The organism is Variovorax xiamenensis (assembly GCF_050916385.1).
In the GTDB taxonomy this organism is placed as follows: Bacteria; Pseudomonadota; Gammaproteobacteria; order Burkholderiales; family Burkholderiaceae_C; genus Variovorax.
The window spans coordinates 1,321,024-1,340,583 of sequence record NZ_CP139038.1; the positions used below are offsets into that span (position 1 = coordinate 1,321,024).

The window sequence follows — 19,560 nt, forward strand, 5'->3', positions numbered from 1 at the left end:
CTAGGGCTGGCCGGCCCGGCGTGTCAAACCCGGCCCGGCTCGGGTCTAATTGCACGTTTTGGCACGCGTTTCCCACTCTTCCATGAGCTCTTCCATTTCCGACCTCTCGCCGATCGCCGAAGCGCTGGCCGATGCCGCCGCCGCCAAGTCGATGCACTACTTCCGCACGCCGCTGGACATCATCACCAAGGCCGACGAAAGCCCCGTCACGCTGGCCGACCGCGCCGCCGAGACGGCCATGCGCGAGATCCTCGCCGCGCGCGCCCCGGCCGACGGCATCTACGGCGAAGAGCATGGCCCCGAGCGGCTCGACGCCGACCGCATCTGGGTGCTCGACCCCATCGACGGTACGCGCAGCTTCATCACCGGCTCGCCGCTGTGGGGCACGCTGATCGGCGTGCTGCAGGGCGGCCGCGTGGCGCTGGGCATGATCGACATGCCGGTGCTCAAGGAGCGCTGGATCGGCGTGGCGGGCAAGGGTGCCACGCGCGACGGCCAGCCCGTGCGCGTGAGCAACTGCACCGAAGTGGCCAAGGCCCGCATCGTCACCACCTCGCCCGACATCTTCGCGCCGGCCGACTGGAGCGCCTTCGACAGGCTCAGCCGCCAGTGTGCGATGCGCCGCTTCGGCGGCGACTGCTACGGCTACGCCCAGCTGGCGGGCGGCACCATCGACCTCGTGGTCGAGACCGGCCTGCAGCCCTACGACTACCTCGGCCCGGCCGGGCTGATCGAGGCGGCCGGCGGCGTCGTCACCGACTGGCAGGGACAGCCACTGGGGCTGAAGTCCGACGGCCGGGTGATCGCGGCGGCAACGCCCGAACTCCACCGACAAGCGATGGCGATTCTCTCGGCCTAGACTGTCGTCCTATGTTCCGCTGGCTGATCGTCGTCGTCCTCGCGCTGGTGCTCATGAGCGGGCTGACCGCCTGGCTGCGCCGCTTCGGCTTCGGACGGCTGCCCGGCGATTTCGAGTTCCGCGCCTTCGGCCGCGAGTGGCAGCTGCCGATCGCCAGTACGGTGGTGCTCAGCATGATCGCGGCGCTGGTAGCGCGCCTTCTGTAGACAGAGCAGAGAAACGAAACAAGGAAAAGACGAACAGCGATGAGAGCCTGCGTAGACATCGGCGGCACCAAGGTGGCCGTGAGCCTTTCCGCTTCGAGCGACGCGCCGCTGATCGGCCGCCGCAGCGAACCCACGGCCAAGACCGGCGACAACGACGCGGTGGCGGTGCAGATCATGCGGATGATCGACGAGGTCTGTGCGGAGCAGGGGGTCGATTCCGCAACCATCGACCGCGTGGGCGTGTCGTCGGCCGGACCTTTCGAGTTGCGCGACGGCAAGGTCGAGCTGGCCACGCCCAACATCTGCGGCGGCATCGCCGGCCCGGCTAGGGGTCTGCCCAACAACTGGATGACCGCGCTGGTCGAAGCGCCGCTGGCAAAGCGCTTTTCCCGCGTGCGGGTCGAGAACGACGCGGTGGCCGCGCTGGAGGCAGAGCGCCACTGGGGCGCGCTCAAGGGCATGGACAACTGCGCCTACGTCACCTGGAGCACCGGCGTCGGCGTCGGCCTGTGTGTGGACGGCCGTGCGCTGCGCGGCAAGAACGGCAATGCCGGCCACGCGGGCCACAGCTTCGTGGTGGACGACGCCAGCGGCGCGCTGTGCGGCTGCGGCAACGTGGGCGACGTCGAAGGGCTGATCGCCGGCAACTCGATCGCGCGCCGCTTCGGCCAGTCCGCAGCCGATCTCTTCAGCTCGGCGGCGGCCGGCGAGCGGCATTCGCTGGAAATCGTCGATGCGCTGTGCCGCGTGATGGGGCGCATGCTCTACAACCTGATCGCTACGCTCGACCTGCAGGGCATCAGCCTGGGCGGAAGCGTGTTCTGGCACCACCGCGATTTCCTGCTGCCGAGGCTGCAGGCGCACATCGACGGCAAGCTGCCGCCGCTCACGCAAGGCGTGCGCCTCGTGCCCGCCGGCCTGGGCGACAAGGTCGGCGACTACGCCGCGCTCGCGCTGCTCGACTGAACGAACGGACGGTCAAGCCCACGCAACCCGGCGAACCATGACCCCGCTGCCTCGCCGTCGCTCGTTTGCTTATCTGCTGTGGCTGGTGGGCGGCTTCATCGGCGCGCATCGTTTCTATCTGGGCAGCTACCCTGGCGGCGCGGCGCAGCTCGCGCTGCTGGTGTACGGAACCGCCGGCCTGCCGGGCGGCCGCTTCGGCCTGATGGTGCTGCTGCCGTGGATGTTGTTCGACCTCTGGTGGATCCGTCAGCGGATGAAGCAGCTGCAGGAACAGGCTCCGGCCAGTGACGACGACGGGGAGGACGCAGCCCTGCCCGCCGCGCGGCAGGCCTCCCGCCGTCCCGCGCCGAGGGAAGCCGGCAAGGACTACGACCTCGCCGCCCTCGCCGAAGCCAACAAGCTGCAGGAGCGCTTCGTGGCCGCCGCCGAGGCCGGTGACTGGACGCAGGCCGTCGCCATCGGCGAGCAGATCGTCGCCGCCACGCGCCGCGTGTTCAAGGGCCCGCACCAGAACCTCGCGATGACCCTGTGCATGCTGGGCCAGGCCTGCTACCAGATCGACGCCTTCGACAAGGCGCGAGCCAGCCTCGAAGAGAGCCTGTCCATCGGCCGCAAGCTCGGCATGCCCGCGGAAGACATGGACGTCGCGCGCAAGGCGCTGGACCTGACGCTGGTCGGCGTCGAGCAGCGCAAGGCCCGCGGCGCGAGCACCGACGAACAGGGCGCGCTGCTGAACCTGCTGGACGACCGCGAGGCCCGCTACCGCGACGCGCTCGCCCAGGGCGACCTGCAGAGCGCCGAAAGGCTCTGCACGGAGGCCATTGCCGCCGCCCGTCGCCTGCATGGCGGTGCGCACAGGGTCGTGGTGCTGCATTTGTCCAGCCATGCCGAGCTGTGCCGCCGGCTGCGCTGGAACGGGAAGGCCCAGGCCTCGGCCGACGAGGCTCTCGCCATCGCCGCGCAACTGGGGCTCGACGACAGCTGGCGGCGCGGGCCGACCAACACGCTCGCGCTGCTGCACGCCGCCGCCGGGCGGGCCGACGAGGCCGAGGCGCTCTACAAGAAGACCATCGCCATGGCGGTGTCCGAGGCGGGTGGCGGTTCCAGCGACGGCGTGGTGCGTGCCTTCAACAACCTCGCGTTCCTCTATGCCGAGTCGGGGCAGGACGCGAAGGCCGAGCTCTGCTACGCCCGCGCGCTGGTGCACCTCGACAAGCTCCCGCCGGGCGAGGGCGACACCGAGCTGCATTCCGACATGCTCAACAACTTCGCGAGCCTGTTCATGACGCGCCGCGACTTCACCCGGGCGCGGGAGCTGTTCGAGCGCTCGCTCGACATCCAGCAGCGCAGCTGCCGCGGCATCTCGTCGGCGGCCGCCAATGCGCACAACGACCTGGGCCTGATCGCGCAGGAAGAAGGCGACCTGCGCCAGGCGCTGATGCACTTCAAGCGCACGCTGCTGCTCAACCAGATCTGCGCGCCGGACCACTTCAGGAACATCGACAACGCGCAGCGCAACGTCGAGAGCGTGAGCATCGCGCTTGCCGCAGTGGCGCGCGCGGCTCGCATGGAGCCGAGCACATGAGCATCGGCGCCGCCTTCTACGCCCTCGACCGCTACCGGCTGCGTGCGCTGGTGATCGATCCGTCCACCGTCTCCGGCTTCCTGAACTCGCCTGCGGCGAAAGGCGGTCCGCACGACAGCCAGACGGTGGAGCAGGCCTGGGACGTGGTGCGCACGCTGATGCCAGAGGCGGTCGATGGCGAAGAGCTCGACGGCACCGACGGGCTGGGCTGCATCTACCTCACGGCCGCCCATGTGGAACGCGCGGCGGCGCGGCTTGCGCAGAGCGACGTGGCGGCGCTGGTGGGGCGCTTCACCGCCGAGCCGGCGAAGTTCGGCGAGCTGTACTGGGCCAGGGTCTGGCAGGACGGCGAGAGCGGCGCGCGGGATCTCGCGGGCTTCATGGACGGCGTGAAGCGCTTCTTCGCCGGCGCGGCCGCAAGGCGCGACGCCGTCGTGTTCTACATCGTCTGATCCGCGCTGCGCAGTGCGGAGCTAGCGCGGCGGCTGCACGGCCGACACGATCTCGCCGAGCCGCCTCAGCCCCGCGTCCACCGCCTTCGAATAAGGCCAGCCGCAATTGATGCGCAGGTAGTTGTCGAAGCGTCCCGAGTTCGAGAACTGCGCGCCCGGCGCCACCAGCATGTGCTCGCGCAGCGCGGCGTCGAACACGTTCACCGACGAGCGCTGCTCCGGCAGCTCCACCCACAGCTGCAGACCGCCGCGCGGCAGGTTCATACGCGTACCGGCCGGGAAGTAGCGGGCGATGGCGTCGGCGGTCTGGTCGCGCTGCATGTGCAGCCGCTCGCGCAGGCGGCGCAGGTGGCGGTCGTAGCGCCCGCCCGCGATGAACTCGCCCGCTGCGATCTGCGCCAGCGCCTCGTTGTTGCGGGTCTGCGCGTACTTGAGCATCTCCACCTGCGCATGCCAGCGCCCGGCGGTGATCCAGCCCAGCCGCAGCCCCGGCGCCAGCACCTTGTGCAGCGAGGCGCAATAGATCACGTTGCCGGTGCGGTCCCACGACTTCAGCGAGCGCAGCGGCGCGTCGGTCTCCACGAGGTCGCTGTAGGTGTCGTCCTCGACCAGCGCGATGCCGTGGCTCTCGCACAGGTGCGCGAGCCGCTGCTTGTGGCTGTCGGGCATCACGCTGCCCATGGGGTTCTGCAGGTGCGGCACCACCACCACGGCCTTGATGTCGTCGTAGGTGTGGATGGCGAGGTCGAGCGCCTCCAGCGAGATGCCGGTCTGCGGGCTGGTCGGGATCTCCAGCGCGCGCAGGCCCAGGCTCTCGAGCACCTGCAGCAGGCCGTAGAAGGTGGGCGACTCCACGGCCACCGTGTCGCCCGGCTTCGCGATCGCGCGCAGCGCGAGGTTCAGCGCCTCGATGCAGCCGTTGGTGACCAGCACTTCGTCGGGTGCCACCGTCATGCCCACGCGCAGGCTGCGCTGCGCCACGGCCTCGCGGAACTGCTCGTGGCCCTTCTGCGACGAGGCGGTGGTCAGCAACTCGGGGCGCTGGCGCAGCGCGCGCGTCATCGAGTTGCGCAGGGCCTCGGCGGGATACAGCTCGGGCGCGGCGCGGGCGATCGCGAAGTTGAGCTTCACGCCCGTGTGCCGCCCGCGCGCCATGAAGTTGGCCATGCGCTCGCGCATGCTCACGAACTGCGCCGGGTCGGGCGGCACGTCGGCCGCCGGCTCTTCCATCGGCGCGATGGCCAGGCGCTGTGGCCGGCGCACGAAATACCCCGAGCGGTCGCGCGCCTCGACCCAGCCGTCGCTTTCCATGGCGCGGCAGACCTGCAGCGCGGTCGACAGGCTGATGTCGTGCAGCCGCATCAGGCTGCGCAGCGAAGGCAGCTTGTCGCCCTGCTTGAGCGAGCCGGTGTGGATCGCATCCACGTAGTGCGCGGAAAGCTGGCGATAAAGCGGTAGCGAGTCCATGGGTCGATGTTCCCCGTACGGGGCTTCCGAAAACAGATGCAGTTGTCCGGAAAAACGACCATAACAGATGCGTTTGCAGCCCGGCTGTTCCGGTCGCAATAGCCATGGCGTGTGCCTGTTTTTCAGGCAGCCGAATTCCTACGATGAGCCGTCATCCACCCGAGGTTCGCCATGATCACCACTCTCTCCCAAGCGCCCGATTCCATCGTTCTCGAACCCGGGCAGTCCCTGCGCACCTCGGTCGAGGCCGGCGCCTGGCTGCAGCTGGCCGAGGGCCGCGCCCGCGTGGTGTCGCCGCCCGGCTGGTTCGGCGAGACCGTGTTCATGACCGAGACGCTGCTCGAGGAGGGCGACATGCACCGCCTGCCGCGCGGGGGCTGGATCGAGGTGTCGGCGCTGACGCCGGTGCACCTGCGGGTGCACGCGCCGCTGGCCGCGAGGGCGGCCGCTCCCGCCGAGGCCCGGCCGGTGATGCGCTTCGTGCGGCTGCTCACCGGCTGGTGACGGTGAAAGGCCGGGCGCTCAGCGTTCGGTCGCCGCCTCGCGCAGCGCTTCCAGGAAGCTGCGCCGCCACCAGTGGATGTCCTGTTCGCGGATGCGCGACAGCAGCTTCTGGTGCCGCTCGCGCCGCTCCTCCAGCGGCATCTGCAGCGCCTGCTGCACCGTCTCGGCGGTGCCGTGGGTGTCGTAGGGGTTCACCAGCAGCGCTTCCTTCAGCTGCTCGGCCGCCCCGGCGAAGCGCGACAGCACCAGCACGCCCGGGTCGGCCGGGTCCTGCGCCGCGATGTATTCCTTGGCGACGAGGTTCATGCCGTCGCGCAGCGGCGTCACCAGCCCCACGGCCGCCGCGCGGCACAGCCCCGGCACGCGCTTGCGCGCCACCATGCGGTGGATGTAGCGCACCGGCATCCAGTCGAGCTCGCCGTAGTCGCCGTTGATGGCGCCGCACAGCGACTCGAGCTCGCGCCGGATGTCGGCATACGCGTCGACCGTCTCGCGCGTGGGCGAGGCGATCTGGATCAGCGTGGCGCTGCGCCGGTTCTCGGGGTAGTTCGCCAGCAGTTCGCGGAACGAGCGCACGCGCTGCGGGATGCCCTTCGAATAGTCGAGCCGGTCGATGCCCAGCAGCAGCCGGCGCTGCGAGTATTCGCGCTTCATCGTCTCGTACATGTCGCGCGACTCCTTCGCATGCGTGAGCGCCGCGAACTCGTCGACATCGATGCCGATGGGAAAGGCCGCGCTTCGCACCGTCTGCCCGTAGGCGCGGTACATGTCGTCGCCCAGGTACTCGCCGTTGGCCTCGTTGCGCACGTAGTGCTCGAAGTGCTGCACGTCCTGCTGGGCCTGGAAGCCGATCAGGTCGTAGGAGAACAGCGAGCGCATCAGCCACTGGTGCTGCGGGATGGCCGCCGTGATGATCTGCGGCGGCAGCGGAATGTGCAGGAAGAAGCCGATGCGCTGCCTGCAGCCCATGGCGCGCAGCTCGGCCGCCAGCGGTATCAGGTGGTAGTCGTGCACCCAGATGATGTCGTCGTCCTTCAGCAGCGGCAGCAGCTTGCGCGCGAAGAGCTGGTTCACGCGCCGGTAGCCGCCGACGAAGCCGGCGTCGAAGTGCGCCAGGTCGAGCCGGTTGTGGAACACCGGCCAGAGCACGTCGTTGCTGTAGCCCAGGTAGTAGCTGTCGTGGTCCTCGCGGCTGAGGTCGAGGGTGGCCAGCGTGACCTTGCCGGCCTGCTGCCGGTGCAGCTCGCCTTCGCCGGTCGGGCCGTCCTCGACGATCTGGCCGCTCCAGCCGAACCACAGGCCGCCGCTTTGCTGCAGGCTCTCGCCCAGCGCCACGGCCAGGCCGCCGGCGGCCGGCTTGCGCGGGTCCGCCACGCGGTTGGAAACTACGACGAGTCGGCTCATATGGCGGAGTCCCAGGGGGCCGAGAGTCGCACGGCCGCGTTGATGATGCCGACCATCGAATAGGTCTGCGGAAAGTTGCCCCACATCTCGCCCGTGACCGGGTGCGTGTCTTCCGACAGCAGCCCCAGCGGGTTGCGCGCCGCGAGCATGGTCTCGAAGATCTGGCGCGCCTCGGCCTTGCGGCCGATCTTGGCCAGCGCGTCGATGCGCCAGAAGGTGCAGATGTTGAAGGCGGTCTCGGGCTTGCCGAAGTCGTCGGCGGCCTCGTAGCGGCGCATGTAGGGGCCGTCGCAAAGCGTCTTTTCCATCGCGTCGACGGTGGAGATGAAGCGCGGGTCGCGCGCGTCGATCAGGCCCACTTCCACCATCAGCAGGATGCTCGCGTCGAGCTCGTGCCCGCCGAAGCTCTCGGCGAAGGCCTGGCGCTCCTCGCACCACGACTTGGCGAGGATCTCTTCCTTCATGCGCGCCGCATGGCCGTGCCAGTAGGCGGCGCGTTCGGCCAGCCCCAGCGTGCGCGCGATCTTGGCGAGCCGGTCGCAGGCAGCCCAGCTCATCAGGGCAGAGCTGGTGTGCACGCGCGCGCGGGTGCGCAGCTCCCACATGCCGGCGTCGGGCGTGCCGTAGACGGCCACCGCGCGCTCGCCCACCGCCTCGAGATGCGGAAACTCCGCCAGCCCCGCGCGGCTGAGCAGCCGGTGGTCGTGGAAGGCCTGCGCCGCGCCGAGCACGATGTTGCCGTACACGTCGTGCTGGAAGTGCTCCTGCGCCTGGTTGCCCACGCGTACCGGGCCCATGCCACGGTAGCCTGGCAGGCCGTCGACGAAGGACTCCGGCAGTTCGCGCTCCAGCCCGATGCCGTAGAGCGGCTGTATGTGCTCACCATGCGAGCCGATCACCACGTTGCCCAGCCAGCGCAGGTAGTCCTCCATGGTGCCCACCTCGCTGAGCGAGTTGAGCGCGCGCACCACGAAGAAGGCGTCGCGCAGCCAGCAGTAGCGGTAGTCCCAGTTGCGCTGGCTGCCCGGCGCCTCGGGAATGCTGGTGGTCATGGCCGCGACGATGGCGCCCGTGTCTTCATACAGCGAGAGCTTGAGCGTGATGGCCGCGCGGATCACCGCGTCCTGGTACTCGAAGGGAATGGCCAGGCGCTTGCTCCAGACGCGCCAGTACGAAATGGTCTCCTGCTCGAAGCGGCGCGCGGTGTCGGCGATGCCGTCCATCAGCGTCTCGTCCACGCCGAACATGAAGTTGTATTCGCGCGAGATCACGAAGGGCTGGCGCGAGAGGATGTGCGAGATCGAGGCGTCGGTGTTCAGCCGAAGCGTCACGTCGGGCCCGACGTAGCGGATGTGGTTGCTGCCGCGCGTGACCTCCACCGGCGCCGACGAGCCCCACTGGAAGCGCGGATCGAGCGACACGCGGATGCGCGGCGCGCCCGCGATGGGCCGCACGCGGCGCACGATCATGAGCGGGCGGAAGTAGCGCGAGCGGCTGTAGAAGCGCGGCGCGAAGTCGGTGATCTCGATGCCCTGGCCGGCGCTGTCGAAGAGCTGCGTGCGCAGCACGGCCGTGTTCGGCTCGTACCACTGCTTCGCCTCGGCGAAGTCCTCGATGTCGATGCTCCAGGCGCCGGCATCCTCGCCGGGGTGCAGCAGTGCGTTGAACACCGGGTCGCCGTCGAAGCGCGGCAGGCAGCACCACACGGCGCGCCCGCGCCCGTCGATGAGCGCGCTGTAGGCGCAGTTGCCGATCACGCCCACGTTGAGCGAAGGCTCGGCCGGCGGCGCGAAGCCGCGCGGACCGGGGGCGGCGGCTGCCTGCATGTCGACCGGCGCGCGGTCGTCCGGGCCGGCCGCGCCCGCCAGCGCCTGGCCGGCGCGTTCCTCGGGCGCCGCCGGCAGTTGTTGTTCGCTCATCGGGGGCTCCTCGGTGATTCTTCGGGTTGGCTGGTTGTGTCCTGTGGTCGCGCGGCGAGCATGTCGCGTGCCTGCACCAGCCATTCGTACACGGCGCGCGGCGATTCGAGCCGGTGCAGCGCCAGGCTCGGGCCGGAGCCGACCTTGACGGCGATGCCGCCGCGCGGCTGCACCACGGCAAAGCCGCTCTCGTCGGTGGTGTCGTCGCCGAGAAAGACCGGCACGCGGCCGGCGAAGGGCGCCTCGGCCATGAAGGCATCGATGGCGATGCCTTTGTTGACGCCCGCGGGCTTCACCTCGAACACGAACTTGCCGTGCATCAGTTCGAGCTGCGGATCGAAGGCGATGGCGCGCGACATCGCATCGCGGCACACCGCCTCGAGCTGCGGCGCGAGCCGGTAGTGCAGGGCGATGGCCGCGTGCTTGCGTTCCACCAGCAGGCCTTCGTGCACGCGCGCGAGCTCGTTGGCGATGTCGAGGATGGGCACGAGGTCGGGCGCGCGCTGCTCCTGCATGCGGCCTTCGGCGTCGCGGCGCTGCACGCCGTGCTCGCCGGCCGCGGGCAGCCGCAGCGGCGCGAGAAAACGGTCGATGGAGTCGATCTGGCGGCCCGACACCACGGCAAGCGCGCCGCCGAGCTGGTCGCGCAGGTCGCCCAGCAGGGGCACGAGCGCCGGTGGAATCTCGATGGCTTCGGGCGTGGGCGCAAGCCCGACCAGCGTACCGTCGAAGTCGAGAAAGAGGGCTGCGTCCCGGCCCAACGGAGGAGGCAACTGCGAGTTGCTGGAGGACTTTGGCATCGGGGAAAACCTTAACACGCACCGTGCGCGGCGCTTGTCGGCGAAAGTCCAATCTCCCACGGACTTCCGCGGGGCCGGATCGGGAGCGGGGTCAGTGCGCGAGCGGCGGCGGCCCCGGCGCCAGCTCGGCGAGCGCGCGCAGCAGCATCGCGGGGTTCACCGGCTTGAACAGCACCGGAATGCCCGAGGCGCGCACGCGCTGCAGCCGCTCGGGCGAGGTCTCGCCCGTCACCAGCAGCAGCGGCGCCTGCAGTCCGAAGCGGCGCTGCAGGCGCAGGCCCACGTCGAGGCCGTTCTCGCCGTCGCACAGGCGGTAGTCGCACATCAGCAGCGCGAAGGGGCGCTCGTGCGCGTCGGGCCGGCCCAGCAGCTCGGCCGCCTCCGCCTCGCTGGACACTGCATCCAGCGCGAGATCGTGGGCCCGGAAGAGGCCGGTCATGGCCTCGCGGATTTCCGCCTCGTCGTCGATCAGCAGGATGCGGCCGTGCACTGGCCGCGCCGTGTGGCTCGCGCCTGCCTCGGTGGCGCGGCGCGGTGCGGCCAGCTCCGCTTCCGGCATCGCGACTTCCGCCGCGGCCGGCAGCTCGAGGCGGAAGCTGCTTCCGCGGCCCGGGCTCGACTTCAGCCGCACCGGGTGCTGCAGAAGGCGCGAGAGCCGCTGCACGATCGACAGGCCGATGCCCAGCCCCTGCGCGCGGTCGCGGCCCGGGTTGTGCACCTGGTAGTACTCCTCGAACACGCGCTCCTGCTGCTCGGGCGCGATGCCGATGCCGGTGTCGAACACCTCGATCCACACCACGTCGCCGCGCGCGCGGGCCCGCACCGCGACGCCGCCGCGCGTCGTGTACTTCAACGCGTTGTCGACCAGGTTCGAGAGCATGCGGTACAGCAGTTGCGCGTCGCTGCGCACCCACAGGCCGCTCGCGCGCACGCGCAGCTGCAGCTGGCGCTGCTCGGCCCGCGCCGCGAACACGTGGTTGAGCGAGCGGAAGAGCGCGTCCAGCGAAACGGGGGCAATGGTGGGCGTGACCACGCCCGCGTCGAGGCGCGACACGTCGAGCATGGTGTCCAGCGAGTTGCCCAGCGCATTCACCGCGCGCATCAGCTGCTGCGCGTTGCGCCCGCCGTGGTGCTCGCGCAGTTCGTTCTCCAGCGCGGCGCCGAAGAGGGCGATGGCATGCAGCGGCTGGCGCAGGTCGTGGCTGGCGGTGGCGAGAAAGCGCGTCTTCTCGGCGCTCGCGCGTTCGGCCGCGGCGATCTGCCTGCCGAGCTGCCCGGCCAGCGCCTCGTTCTCGAAGCGCAGCACCAGCGAGTCGGTCAGCAGCTTGTGCTGCTGGCCGCCCACGCGCAGCGTGAACAGCAGATAGCCCAGGCTGAAGAGCGCGAGGAAGAAATGCATGGCGTCGCCCTGCCAGGCCAGCGCGACGATCAGGCTCAGCATCATCGGCAGCGTGTAGCCGTAGAGCGCGGGCTTGAGCGGCCACAGCAGTTGCATGGCCCTCGCGCAACTGCCGATGATGACCACCGTGATGACCGAGGTCACCGGCAGGTCGCCGGGCGAGATGAAGAGCAGCGGCGCGCTGGCCGTGGCCGCGCTCACGATGGTGACGGTGCGCGAATGCCTGCGCGCCCAGCGCCTGGTGTCGGCCAGCGGCACGCCGGGGTGCCAGCGCGGCATGAGGAAGAGCAGCAGGCCCAGCGAGAGATGGGCCGCCATCCATAAGAGGATCCACGGGCGCGGCTGATGCAGGTAGATGGCCGTGCCGAGGGCCGCACCAAGGCCGAAGTGCACGAACACCGACGCGTTGTAGGCCGCATAGACCGAGGCCATGTGCTCGCGCAGCACGCGCAGGCCCAGTTCGTCCGGCCCGGGCGGGCGCGGGAAGTCGGCGGATTCGTGTGACGGCTTCGGCGCGGTGGCATTCACCCGGCCGATGCTATCGGCCGGGTTCGCGTGGGGAAGTGTCGGAAGTCATGTCGCGGCGGGTTGCCTTCACGTGGCCTCAAGCCTGGTCCGTCGACGCCGCGACGGCATCGACGCGGGCGCGGTGGATGGCCTCGCCGATCTTCGGGCCGGTGGCGCCGGACTGCTGGGCGGCCCTGGCCACCACGTCGGTGGCCACGGACGCCGCCGTCTTCAATATGTGGAGCAGGCGTGGGCGCTGCGGGTAGAAGGCGCTGGTGTCGGGGTCGGGGTCGAGCTCGGGGCGGCTGCGCGCGTCGCACTCGCAGGCCAGCAGCGCCTCGGCGAAGCGCTCGGGCTTGCGGAAGGCGTCGCAGCGCTCCAGCAGCCGGACCAGCCCGGCGGCGTCGAGCGCGCCACTGCCGTCGATGTGACCGTGTTCGCGCGCCACCACCTCGGCCAGTTCGCGGATGTCCACCGGCACGCGCCAGCGTTCGCATACGGCCTGCAGCGAGGCGAGGGCGGGGGCACCCTCGTCGTCTTTCTTCCTGCCGAAGCCGTTGGTCAGGCAGGCGAAGCGCACGGCCAGCGATGTATTCAGCCGGGCGGCGGTGTCGATCGCCCGCATCGTCCACTCGCCCGCATCGATCTCCGGCAGCAGCACGGCGAGCGCGCCGCATTCGCGCAGCACGTCGAACATGCGCGAGGGGCGCGTTTCCATCAGGCCGCGCGAAAGCTCCTGCCACACGCGCTCGGGCACCAGTGCATCGACCTCGCCGGCCGCGACCATCTCGCGCATCAGCGCCATGGTTTCCGGAGCGACGCCGAAGTCGTCGAAGCGCGCGGCGAAGCGCGCCACGCGCAGGATGCGCACCGGGTCTTCGCGGAAGGCGTCGGTCACGTGGCGCAGCACCTTGTCGCGCAGGTCGCGCTGGCCGTGGAAGGGGTCGGCCAGCTTCTCGGGCGTGGGGTCGAAGCGGCCGTCGGTGCTGACCAGTTCGGCCGGCAGCGCGATGGCGTTGACGGTCAGGTCGCGGCGCGCCAGGTCTTGTTCGAGCGTGACGTCGGGCGCGGCATGCACGGTGAAGCCGCGATAGCCCGGCGCGCTCTTGCGCTCGGTGCGGGCGAGTGCGTATTCCTCGCGCGTGTCGGGGTGCAGGAACACCGGAAAGTCGCGCCCCACGGGCAGGTAGCCGCGAGCCACCATTTCCTCGGGCGTGGCACCGACCACCAGCCAGTCGTGGTCGGACACGGGGCGCTCCAGCAGGCGGTCGCGCAGGGCACCGCCGACGAGAAAAATTTTCATGGCCGCAGTGTAGGGATACTCCCCCCTGTCAAAAATAGAACGGTCGTTCGATAATCCGCGGCGCAGACCGGGCAATCGTTCGTCATTCGGGCGATCTTCAGCGGCGGTCACAGCCGACGCCCGCATCCGCAGAGGGATATTCAACCAAAAGGATTCACATCATGAAGAAAACAATGATCGCGTTGACGGCTCTGGGCGCCCTGGCGTCCGGCAGCGCCATGGCGCAGCAGGCCGGCGACTGGGTCATCGGCACAGGGTGGTTCCATCTGTCACCGCAGGACTCGAGCAAGCCGCTGACCGTGACTTCGCCCGTCCAGAGCGTGCTGGCCGGCTCCGGCGCCAGCGTGAGCGACTCCGACACCCTGGGTCTCAACGCCACCTATTTCATCGACAGCCACTGGGCGGTGGAAGGCGTCTTCGGCGTGCCCCCGAAGTTCAAGCTCAACGGCACCGGCACGCTCGGCCGCGTGGGCCAGCTCGGCGAGGCCCGCCAGTGGAGCCCGACGATCCTGGGCAAGTATTTCTTCAATGAAGGCACCGATGCCTTCCGCCCGTTCGTGGGCCTGGGTGCCACCTACGTCTGGTACAGCGACGTCAAGCTGACCCCGAACCTGCAGAGCGCGCTGGCCTCGCAGTTCCACCAGTCGCCTTTCACTGTCAACACCACGGCCAAGCTGGACAGCAAGTTCGCGCCGGTGATCAACGTGGGCGCTGCCTACCAGTTCGACAAGCACTGGGGCATCTCGTTCTCGGTCTCCTACATCCCCCTGAAGACCAAGGCCAAGCTGACGACGACCTCGATTTACGGCCTGCCGGTTGCCACCAGCGAGGCCAGCCTGAAGCTGAACCCCATCGTCACCTACGTGGCGGCCACCTACAGATTCTGAACCGGGCTCGCCCCCAGGCTGCGCGCACTTCGTGTCGCTGCGCCAACCCCCTACCGGGGGCAACACCTGCGGCCCGGCAAAGCCGGTTCCGCGGTGTTCCGCGACATGCACCCCTCCCTCTGAGCGCCCTGCTGTCTTCCGAAGGCCTTACCGCCCCGTGCGGTAGGGCTCTTCGAACTGCAGGAAATCCTTCTCCGCCAGCCCCGCGTCGATCCAGGCCTTCACGCCCGGCAGCGCCTGCACGCGCTCGATGTAGGCCGAGATGTGCGCCGGCACCGGCAGCCCGTAGGTCCTGATGCGCGTGCCCACCGGTGCGAAGTAGGCGTCGGCGATGCCGAATTCGCGGCCGAAAAGCATCGGGCCGCCGTGTTCGTCGAGCAGGCCGCTCCACATCTGCACGATGCGCGCGAGGTCGCTGGCGACTTCGGGCACCTCCTTCATCAGCCGCGCGCCCACTTCGGGCAGCGAGGCTTCGAGGTTCATGCCGCAGTGGTTGCGCAGGCCGCCGAAGCCGGCGTGCATCTCGGCGCAGACGCTGCGCGCGCGTGCGCGGTCGGACTTGTCCCGGGGCCAGAGCTGCTTTTCGGGGAAGGTCTCGGCGAGGTACTCGGCGATGGCCAGCGTGTCCCAGATGACGAGGCCGTCGTCTTCCACCAGCACCGGCACCTTGGCCACCGGGTTGAGCGCGCCGATGGTGTGCTTGAACTGCGAGTCGGCCTCGAAGGAGTCGAAGCGCACGGCGACTTCCTCGAAGTCGATGCCGGCCTGCTTCATCAGCACCCAGGGCCGCATGGACCATGACGAGTAGTTCTTGTTGCCGACGTAGAGCTTGCGCATGAGGGGTCTCCGGTCCGTTGCAGGGCTGAAAAAAGCCTTCGATGCTAGCCGTGCGCCGCACCGCGATTGATGCCGAACGCGGCGCGAATTGATGCCTCGGCGTTCGTTCAGTGCCTGCGGGCGTCGCCGTCCCTGTCGTCGCCGCTGTCTTCCTTGCCGTTCTGCTTGCCCGGCCCGGCGACACGCTCGACCAGGCTCACGAGGCGCGGCACCAGCGCCAGCACCGCGAGCGCGAGCAGCGCGCTCGTCACGGCCGTCACCTCCCGGCCGAGCCCGCAGGCCATGCCGATGGCGGCCGTCATCCACAGGCCGGCGGCGGTGGTCAGGCCCTGCACGTGGCTCTCGTCCTTGCCCTGCTTGAGGATGGTGCCGGCGCAGAGAAAACCCACGCCCGCCACCAGCCCCTGTATGACGCGGCTCATGTCGGCCGGGACGATGCCGGTCTGCTGCGGGATCAGCACGAACATCGCCGAGCCGATCGCCACCAGCATGTGGGTGCGCACGCCGGCCGCCTTGCCCTGCTGCTCGCGCTCGAAGCCGAGCACGAAGCCCAGTGCGCCAGCGAGCGTGAGGCGCAGCACGATGCGCGTGAGCTGCGCGACGTCGCCCACGTCCGAGAACTCGGACGCGAGGGTGTCGAGGACCTCGTCGCGCCAGCTCATTTCAGGCGGCCGGCTTCAGGGAAGGTCCTTGTTCGGCTCGGGCTCGGAGGCGTCGCGCGGGCCGACGCGGCCCAGGCGCTCCTTCAGCGACTGCGGCCGGCCGCTGATGATGGCGGCGTAGTTGGTGGTGTTGGCCAGCACCTTCTTCACGTAGTCGCGCGTCTCGTTGAAAGGCACGTTCTCGGCCCAGATGGCGGCGTCGAGCACCGGCCCGTTGCGCCAGTTGCGCGGACGGCCGGGGCCCGCGTTGTACGCGGCGGCCGCCAGCGCCATGGAACCGTCGAAGTCGTCGAGCGCGAGCTTCAGGTAGTTGGTGCCGATGGTGATGTTGGTCTCGCGGTCGTTGATCTGGCTCGGCGAGAAGTCGGTCAGGCCGATCTTGCGGGCCGTCCAGCGCGCGGTGGCCGGCATGACCTGCATCAGGCCCGATGCGCCGACGCCGGAGCGAGCGTCCATGATGAAGCGGCTTTCCTGGCGGATCAGGCCGTAGACGTAGGCCGGGTCGAGGCCGATGTCCTGGCTCTTGCGCAGCACCGTGTCGTGGAAGGGCATCGGGAAGCGCTGCTCCACGTCGACCACGCCCTTGGTGCGCTCGCTGGTGTTGATGCAGCGGTCCCACACCTCGCGCTGGCAGGCGAAGTCGGCAGCGGCCAGCAGCGCGCGGTCGTCCATGCCGCCCTTGTCGTGCAGGTTGGTGGCGTAGTTCCACTCGCGCGTGCCCTCGGGACGCAGGCCGATGGCGATGGCATAGAGACCCCGGGCGAGCGAGGGGTTGCTGCGCGCGGCAGCCTTTTCCTCGGGCGTGAGCGGGGCGGGGCGGGTGGGCACCACGGTGCGCTGGCCCAGCTCTTCCAGAGCCAGCATTTCGTAGAAGCCGCGCGAGCCGGCGATGCTCTGGTAGAGCTCGCGGGCCTGGGCGCGACGCTCGTCGCCGCCGGCGCTGGCCAGGCCTCGCGCCTTCCAGTAGACCCAGGTGGGGTCGAGCTGGGCGGTCTCGCTCATGGCGTTGATGGCGGGCACCACTTCCTTCCACTGGCCGGCGCGCAGTGCGGCGCGCACGCGCCAGCCGAGCATGTCGTCGGAGAGGTCGCTGTTCTTGGTGACATTGGCGAAGTAGCTGCCGGCCTGCGGCCACAGCTTGATGGCGCCGGCGCGGCCGATGGTGCCCCAGAGCCAGTTGCGCTCCTCGCCGGAGAGCATCGGGCCCCACTTGCTGTCGAGCTGCGAAGCGGCCAGCTCTGGGTCGGCGATGGCGACCTTGATGAGCGCCAGCACCACCAGTTCCTTGCGCGACTTGGCCGCCACGAAGGCGCGGCCGGTCAGGAACTTGGCCGAACTGGCGTTGAGTTCCTCGAAAAGCGGCAGCGCATCGGGCGCGGCGATGGTGACGGCGGCGCGCGCGGCCTGCGGGCGGTTGGCCTCCATGGCCAGTCGGGCCTTCTTCCAGACGTCGTTGGTCGACAGCAGGCGGGCGGCGGTCATGCGGTCGGCGGCGGTGAGGCAGCCGTCGTCCAGGTCCTTCTGGGCGAACCAGTTGCGGCGCACCTCGTCGGCCTGCGCCTGCGTGGCGGTGCCGCTGCGCAGCGTGTCGACCAGGATCGCGTAGCAGCGCACCTGCGGGTCGTCGCCCATGCGGAAGCCGTCGAGCGAGGCGGAGAAGTTGTCCCAGTCGCGGCGCTGGCCGGTGAGCAGCAGCCAGTCGTTGCGCAGGCGGTCTTCCTGGTAGGTGCCGGGGTAGCGGGCGTAGAAGTCCTGTACTTCGTTGGGCGCGGCTTCCTGCAGGCGTGCCTTGAGTTCCCAGTAGGCGGCCCAGGGTTCGAGCGCATGGCCGCGGGCCTGCGGCAGCAGGGCTGTCAGCCGGGCCTTGTCGCCACGCTGGAAGGCCTGCTTCATCTGGATCAGGACATCGTCGTTGGTGTTGCTCTGGGCTGCGGCAGGCTGCTGCGAGAGCAGGGCGGCGAGGGCAACGACCGCGGAAAAAACCAGTGCGGGGACCGCATTGCGCGGATGGCTTCGCTTGGATGCCAAAATGCTTGGGAACTGCATCGGGGGATTATGGACAAGTCAAAGGGTGCCGACACTTCGGCAACGGCGAGTTTTCTTAAGGAACAGTTGAGAAAGGCACTCATCGAGCAACGTCTTGCGATGCCTGACCGGCTGACACGCGCCGACCTGCTGCAGCGCGTGATGCGGATCTGGCTCGTGGGCCGGCCCGATACCGTGATCGGCGCCTACTGGCCCATCAAGGGCGAGTTCGATCCGCTTCCCGCCCTGCACCGCTGGAAGGAAGACGGCGAGCTCATGGAGGAGCCGCAGCGCCGCCGCATCGGACTGCCGGTGATCGACAAAGTTCACAAGACCCTGACCTTCCACGCCTGGTATCCGGGCTGCCAGATGGAAGAGGACGCCTATGGCATTCCCAAGCCCAAGGACACCGAGCTGATCGTGCCGACCCTGCTGTTCGTGCCCTGCGTGGGCTACAGCGCCGGCGGCTACCGGCTGGGCTACGGCGGCGGCTTCTACGACCGCACGCTGGCGGCATTGGAGCCGAGGCCATTCACCGTGGGGCTGGGCTTCACCAACGGCTTCGTCGCGGACTTCGAGCCCGAGGCGCACGACCTGCCGCTGGATGCCATCCTGAACGACAACGGCGTGGTCTGGCCCACGAGCTGAGCCGGCTCCGGCCCCTCAGTCCATGTTGTCGACAGTGTCCGGATCGGGCACCTCGCCGATGGTCTCCCGCGTGGTCACGGCCTGCAGTTGCAGCCAGTCGCAGAAGGCCCTGATCTCCGGCCGCTGCACGCTGCGCGGCCCCGCGATCAGCCAGTAGGACATCGGCGAATCCATGCGGTGCTGCGGCAGCACCTCGACCAGGTCGCCGTTGGCCAGGCTCTCGGCGATCAGCGAGCTGCGCGCCAGCGTCACGCCCTGGCCGGTGAGGGCGGCCTGCACCATCTGGTAGGCGTAGTTGAAATAGAGCCAGCGCTTGGGCTGCGCGCGCTCCAGTCCGTTCACCTCGAACCAGCGGCGCCAGGTCAGCCATTCGAGGTGCGTGCGGTGGGCGTCGCCTGCCTCGATGAGCGTGAACCGCGTCATGTCGGCCGGCGTCTTGATCGGCGGGCTGCTCTTCAGCAGCCAGGGGCTGGCCACCGGCGTCAGCGTTTCGCCGAAGAGCCGCACGGCGCCCGAGGGCATGGCCTCTCGCGGGCCATAGCGCAGGGCGATGTCCACGTCGGCCACGTCGAGGTCGACCGCCACGTCGCTGGCGTCGATGCGGATGTCGATCTCGGGGTTGTCGCGCTGGAAGGCCTCCAGCCGCGGGATCAGCCACATCGAGGCGAAAGAGGCGAAAGTGGTCAGCGACACGCTCTGGCGCCCCGCGCTCTGGCGGATCTGGCGCACGGCCGTGTCGATGCGCGGCAGCGACTGCTGCACCGCCAGCAGCAGCAGGGCCCCGGCGCTGGTGAGTTCCACCGCGCGGGTATGGCGCAGGAACAGGGCCACGCCCACTTCTTCTTCCAGTGACTGGATCTGGCGGCTCACGGCCGACTGGGTCAGCGCCATTTCCTCGGCGGCCGCCCGGAAGTTCAGGTGGCGGGCCACCGCCTCGAAGGCGCGCAGATGCCCGGCGGAGATCGGGCGGGAGCGCAGATGGGTCTGGGAATGTTGCATGGGTATGAATCCGGGGCGGCTCGCAGCCAATCAATTGATGCGAAACCAGCATCAGTAGGCTACCTCGTTTTCATTGGACCGCCAACGCCGGAGAAACGATCATTCATTCCCGAACTGCGCTATTGCCTCTT

General features: G+C 69.4%; 18 protein-coding genes. 8 read left to right on the plus strand and 10 right to left on the minus strand.

What is annotated here, in order from left to right; genetic code table 11:
• Positions 1 to 82: 82 nt before the first annotated feature.
• The 5 genes from hisN to SFB74_RS05740 are packed head-to-tail and all read left to right on the plus strand — an operon-like array spanning position 83 to position 4,068.
• Positions 83 to 859: a histidinol-phosphatase gene (gene hisN, locus SFB74_RS05720; protein ID WP_432729799.1), complete on the plus strand. Its 777-nt coding sequence runs from the start codon at positions 83 to 85 to the stop codon at positions 857 to 859.
• 11 nt (positions 860 to 870) lie between these two features.
• Positions 871 to 1,065 (plus strand): DUF2905 domain-containing protein, encoded by a 195-nt coding sequence (locus SFB74_RS05725; RefSeq protein ID WP_056509065.1) that lies wholly within the window; start codon positions 871 to 873, stop codon positions 1,063 to 1,065.
• 39 nt (positions 1,066 to 1,104) lie between these two features.
• Entirely contained in the window at positions 1,105 to 2,031 is a 927-nt protein-coding gene (locus SFB74_RS05730) for an ROK family protein (RefSeq protein ID WP_432729800.1), read from the plus strand.
• Positions 2,032 to 2,068: 37 nt separating this feature from the next.
• On the plus strand, positions 2,069 to 3,616 hold the full coding sequence (locus tag SFB74_RS05735) for a tetratricopeptide repeat protein (protein ID WP_432729801.1): 1,548 nt from the start codon (positions 2,069 to 2,071) through the stop codon (positions 3,614 to 3,616).
• Positions 3,613 to 4,068, plus strand: a complete 456-nt coding sequence (locus tag SFB74_RS05740) for a DUF1877 family protein (protein ID WP_432729802.1) — start codon at positions 3,613 to 3,615, stop codon at positions 4,066 to 4,068. The genes SFB74_RS05735 and SFB74_RS05740 overlap by 4 nt, the downstream gene beginning before the upstream one ends.
• A 21-nt stretch (positions 4,069 to 4,089) precedes the next feature.
• On the opposite strand, the gene SFB74_RS05745 is transcribed toward SFB74_RS05740, so the two are convergent.
• Entirely contained in the window at positions 4,090 to 5,535 is a 1,446-nt protein-coding gene (locus SFB74_RS05745) for a PLP-dependent aminotransferase family protein (RefSeq protein WP_432729803.1), read from the minus strand.
• A 171-nt stretch (positions 5,536 to 5,706) separates the two neighbouring features.
• Here SFB74_RS05745 and SFB74_RS05750 point away from each other — a divergent pair, with 171 nt between their 5' ends.
• Positions 5,707 to 6,039, plus strand: a complete 333-nt coding sequence (locus tag SFB74_RS05750) for a hypothetical protein (RefSeq protein WP_432729804.1) — start codon at positions 5,707 to 5,709, stop codon at positions 6,037 to 6,039.
• Positions 6,040 to 6,057: 18 nt separating this feature from the next.
• Here the strand turns inward: SFB74_RS05750 and otsA are convergent, their stop codons facing one another.
• From otsA to SFB74_RS05775, 5 genes are all read right to left on the minus strand, one after another.
• Positions 6,058 to 7,443 (minus strand): alpha,alpha-trehalose-phosphate synthase (UDP-forming), encoded by a 1,386-nt coding sequence (otsA, locus tag SFB74_RS05755; protein ID WP_432729805.1) that lies wholly within the window; start codon positions 7,441 to 7,443, stop codon positions 6,058 to 6,060.
• Positions 7,440 to 9,362, minus strand: coding sequence for a glycoside hydrolase family 15 protein (locus SFB74_RS05760; protein WP_432729806.1), 1,923 nt, complete (start codon positions 9,360 to 9,362; stop codon positions 7,440 to 7,442). Before SFB74_RS05760 ends, otsA begins: the two co-directional genes overlap by 4 nt.
• A complete protein-coding gene (otsB, locus tag SFB74_RS05765) occupies positions 9,359 to 10,162 on the minus strand; it encodes a trehalose-phosphatase (RefSeq protein WP_432729807.1) in 804 nt (267 codons plus the stop codon). Before otsB ends, SFB74_RS05760 begins: the two co-directional genes overlap by 4 nt.
• Positions 10,163 to 10,253: 91 nt before the next feature.
• Positions 10,254 to 12,089, minus strand: coding sequence for an ATP-binding response regulator (locus SFB74_RS05770; protein WP_432729808.1), 1,836 nt, complete (start codon positions 12,087 to 12,089; stop codon positions 10,254 to 10,256).
• Between the two features lie 76 nt (positions 12,090 to 12,165).
• On the minus strand, positions 12,166 to 13,371 hold the full coding sequence (locus SFB74_RS05775) for a multifunctional CCA addition/repair protein (RefSeq protein ID WP_432729809.1): 1,206 nt from the start codon (positions 13,369 to 13,371) through the stop codon (positions 12,166 to 12,168).
• Positions 13,372 to 13,532: 161 nt separating this feature from the next.
• Here SFB74_RS05775 and SFB74_RS05780 point away from each other — a divergent pair, with 161 nt between their 5' ends.
• Entirely contained in the window at positions 13,533 to 14,258 is a 726-nt protein-coding gene (locus SFB74_RS05780; protein WP_432729810.1) for an OmpW/AlkL family protein, read from the plus strand.
• A 147-nt stretch (positions 14,259 to 14,405) separates the two neighbouring features.
• Here SFB74_RS05780 and SFB74_RS05785 read toward each other — a convergent pair whose 3' ends face one another.
• The 3 genes from SFB74_RS05785 to SFB74_RS05795 form a co-directional block, all read right to left on the minus strand.
• Entirely contained in the window at positions 14,406 to 15,095 is a 690-nt protein-coding gene (locus tag SFB74_RS05785) for a glutathione S-transferase family protein (protein ID WP_432729811.1), read from the minus strand.
• A gap of 107 nt (positions 15,096 to 15,202) precedes the next feature.
• Complete coding sequence (locus SFB74_RS05790) at positions 15,203 to 15,757, minus strand: MgtC/SapB family protein (RefSeq protein WP_432729812.1); 555 nt, start codon at positions 15,755 to 15,757, stop codon at positions 15,203 to 15,205.
• 15 nt (positions 15,758 to 15,772) lie between these two features.
• Complete coding sequence (locus SFB74_RS05795; RefSeq protein WP_432729814.1) at positions 15,773 to 17,803, minus strand: transglycosylase SLT domain-containing protein; 2,031 nt, start codon at positions 17,801 to 17,803, stop codon at positions 15,773 to 15,775.
• Between the two features lie 9 nt (positions 17,804 to 17,812).
• On the opposite strand from SFB74_RS05795, the gene SFB74_RS05800 reads away from it, so the two are divergent.
• Positions 17,813 to 18,430, plus strand: a complete 618-nt coding sequence (locus SFB74_RS05800) for a 5-formyltetrahydrofolate cyclo-ligase (RefSeq protein WP_126469717.1) — start codon at positions 17,813 to 17,815, stop codon at positions 18,428 to 18,430.
• 15 nt (positions 18,431 to 18,445) lie between these two features.
• Here the strand turns inward: SFB74_RS05800 and SFB74_RS05805 are convergent, their stop codons facing one another.
• Complete coding sequence (locus SFB74_RS05805) at positions 18,446 to 19,429, minus strand: LysR substrate-binding domain-containing protein (protein ID WP_432729815.1); 984 nt, start codon at positions 19,427 to 19,429, stop codon at positions 18,446 to 18,448.
• Positions 19,430 to 19,560: the final 131 nt, after the last annotated feature.

Excerpts from the sequence above, each read along its gene's own strand:
- SFB74_RS05800 (WP_126469717.1), top strand. The coding sequence starts at position 17,813 with ATGGACAAGTCAAAGGGTGCCGACACTTCGGCAACGGCGAGTTTTCTT.
- SFB74_RS05730 (WP_432729800.1), top strand. The coding sequence starts at position 1,105 with ATGAGAGCCTGCGTAGACATCGGCGGCACCAAGGTGGCCGTGAGCCTT.
- SFB74_RS05795 (WP_432729814.1), bottom strand. The coding sequence starts at position 17,803 with ATGCAGTTCCCAAGCATTTTGGCATCCAAGCGAAGCCATCCGCGCAAT.
- otsB (WP_432729807.1), bottom strand. The coding sequence starts at position 10,162 with ATGCCAAAGTCCTCCAGCAACTCGCAGTTGCCTCCTCCGTTGGGCCGG.
- SFB74_RS05725 (WP_056509065.1), top strand. The coding sequence starts at position 871 with ATGTTCCGCTGGCTGATCGTCGTCGTCCTCGCGCTGGTGCTCATGAGC.
- SFB74_RS05775 (WP_432729809.1), bottom strand. The coding sequence starts at position 13,371 with ATGAAAATTTTTCTCGTCGGCGGTGCCCTGCGCGACCGCCTGCTGGAG.
- SFB74_RS05760 (WP_432729806.1), bottom strand. The coding sequence starts at position 9,362 with ATGAGCGAACAACAACTGCCGGCGGCGCCCGAGGAACGCGCCGGCCAG.
- SFB74_RS05785 (WP_432729811.1), bottom strand. The coding sequence starts at position 15,095 with ATGCGCAAGCTCTACGTCGGCAACAAGAACTACTCGTCATGGTCCATG.
- SFB74_RS05790 (WP_432729812.1), bottom strand. The coding sequence starts at position 15,757 with ATGAGCTGGCGCGACGAGGTCCTCGACACCCTCGCGTCCGAGTTCTCG.
- SFB74_RS05805 (WP_432729815.1), bottom strand. The coding sequence starts at position 19,429 with ATGCAACATTCCCAGACCCATCTGCGCTCCCGCCCGATCTCCGCCGGG.
- SFB74_RS05735 (WP_432729801.1), top strand. The coding sequence starts at position 2,069 with ATGACCCCGCTGCCTCGCCGTCGCTCGTTTGCTTATCTGCTGTGGCTG.
- SFB74_RS05740 (WP_432729802.1), top strand. The coding sequence starts at position 3,613 with ATGAGCATCGGCGCCGCCTTCTACGCCCTCGACCGCTACCGGCTGCGT.
- SFB74_RS05780 (WP_432729810.1), top strand. The coding sequence starts at position 13,533 with ATGAAGAAAACAATGATCGCGTTGACGGCTCTGGGCGCCCTGGCGTCC.
- SFB74_RS05750 (WP_432729804.1), top strand. The coding sequence starts at position 5,707 with ATGATCACCACTCTCTCCCAAGCGCCCGATTCCATCGTTCTCGAACCC.
- hisN (WP_432729799.1), top strand. The coding sequence starts at position 83 with ATGAGCTCTTCCATTTCCGACCTCTCGCCGATCGCCGAAGCGCTGGCC.
- SFB74_RS05745 (WP_432729803.1), bottom strand. The coding sequence starts at position 5,535 with ATGGACTCGCTACCGCTTTATCGCCAGCTTTCCGCGCACTACGTGGAT.
- otsA (WP_432729805.1), bottom strand. The coding sequence starts at position 7,443 with ATGAGCCGACTCGTCGTAGTTTCCAACCGCGTGGCGGACCCGCGCAAG.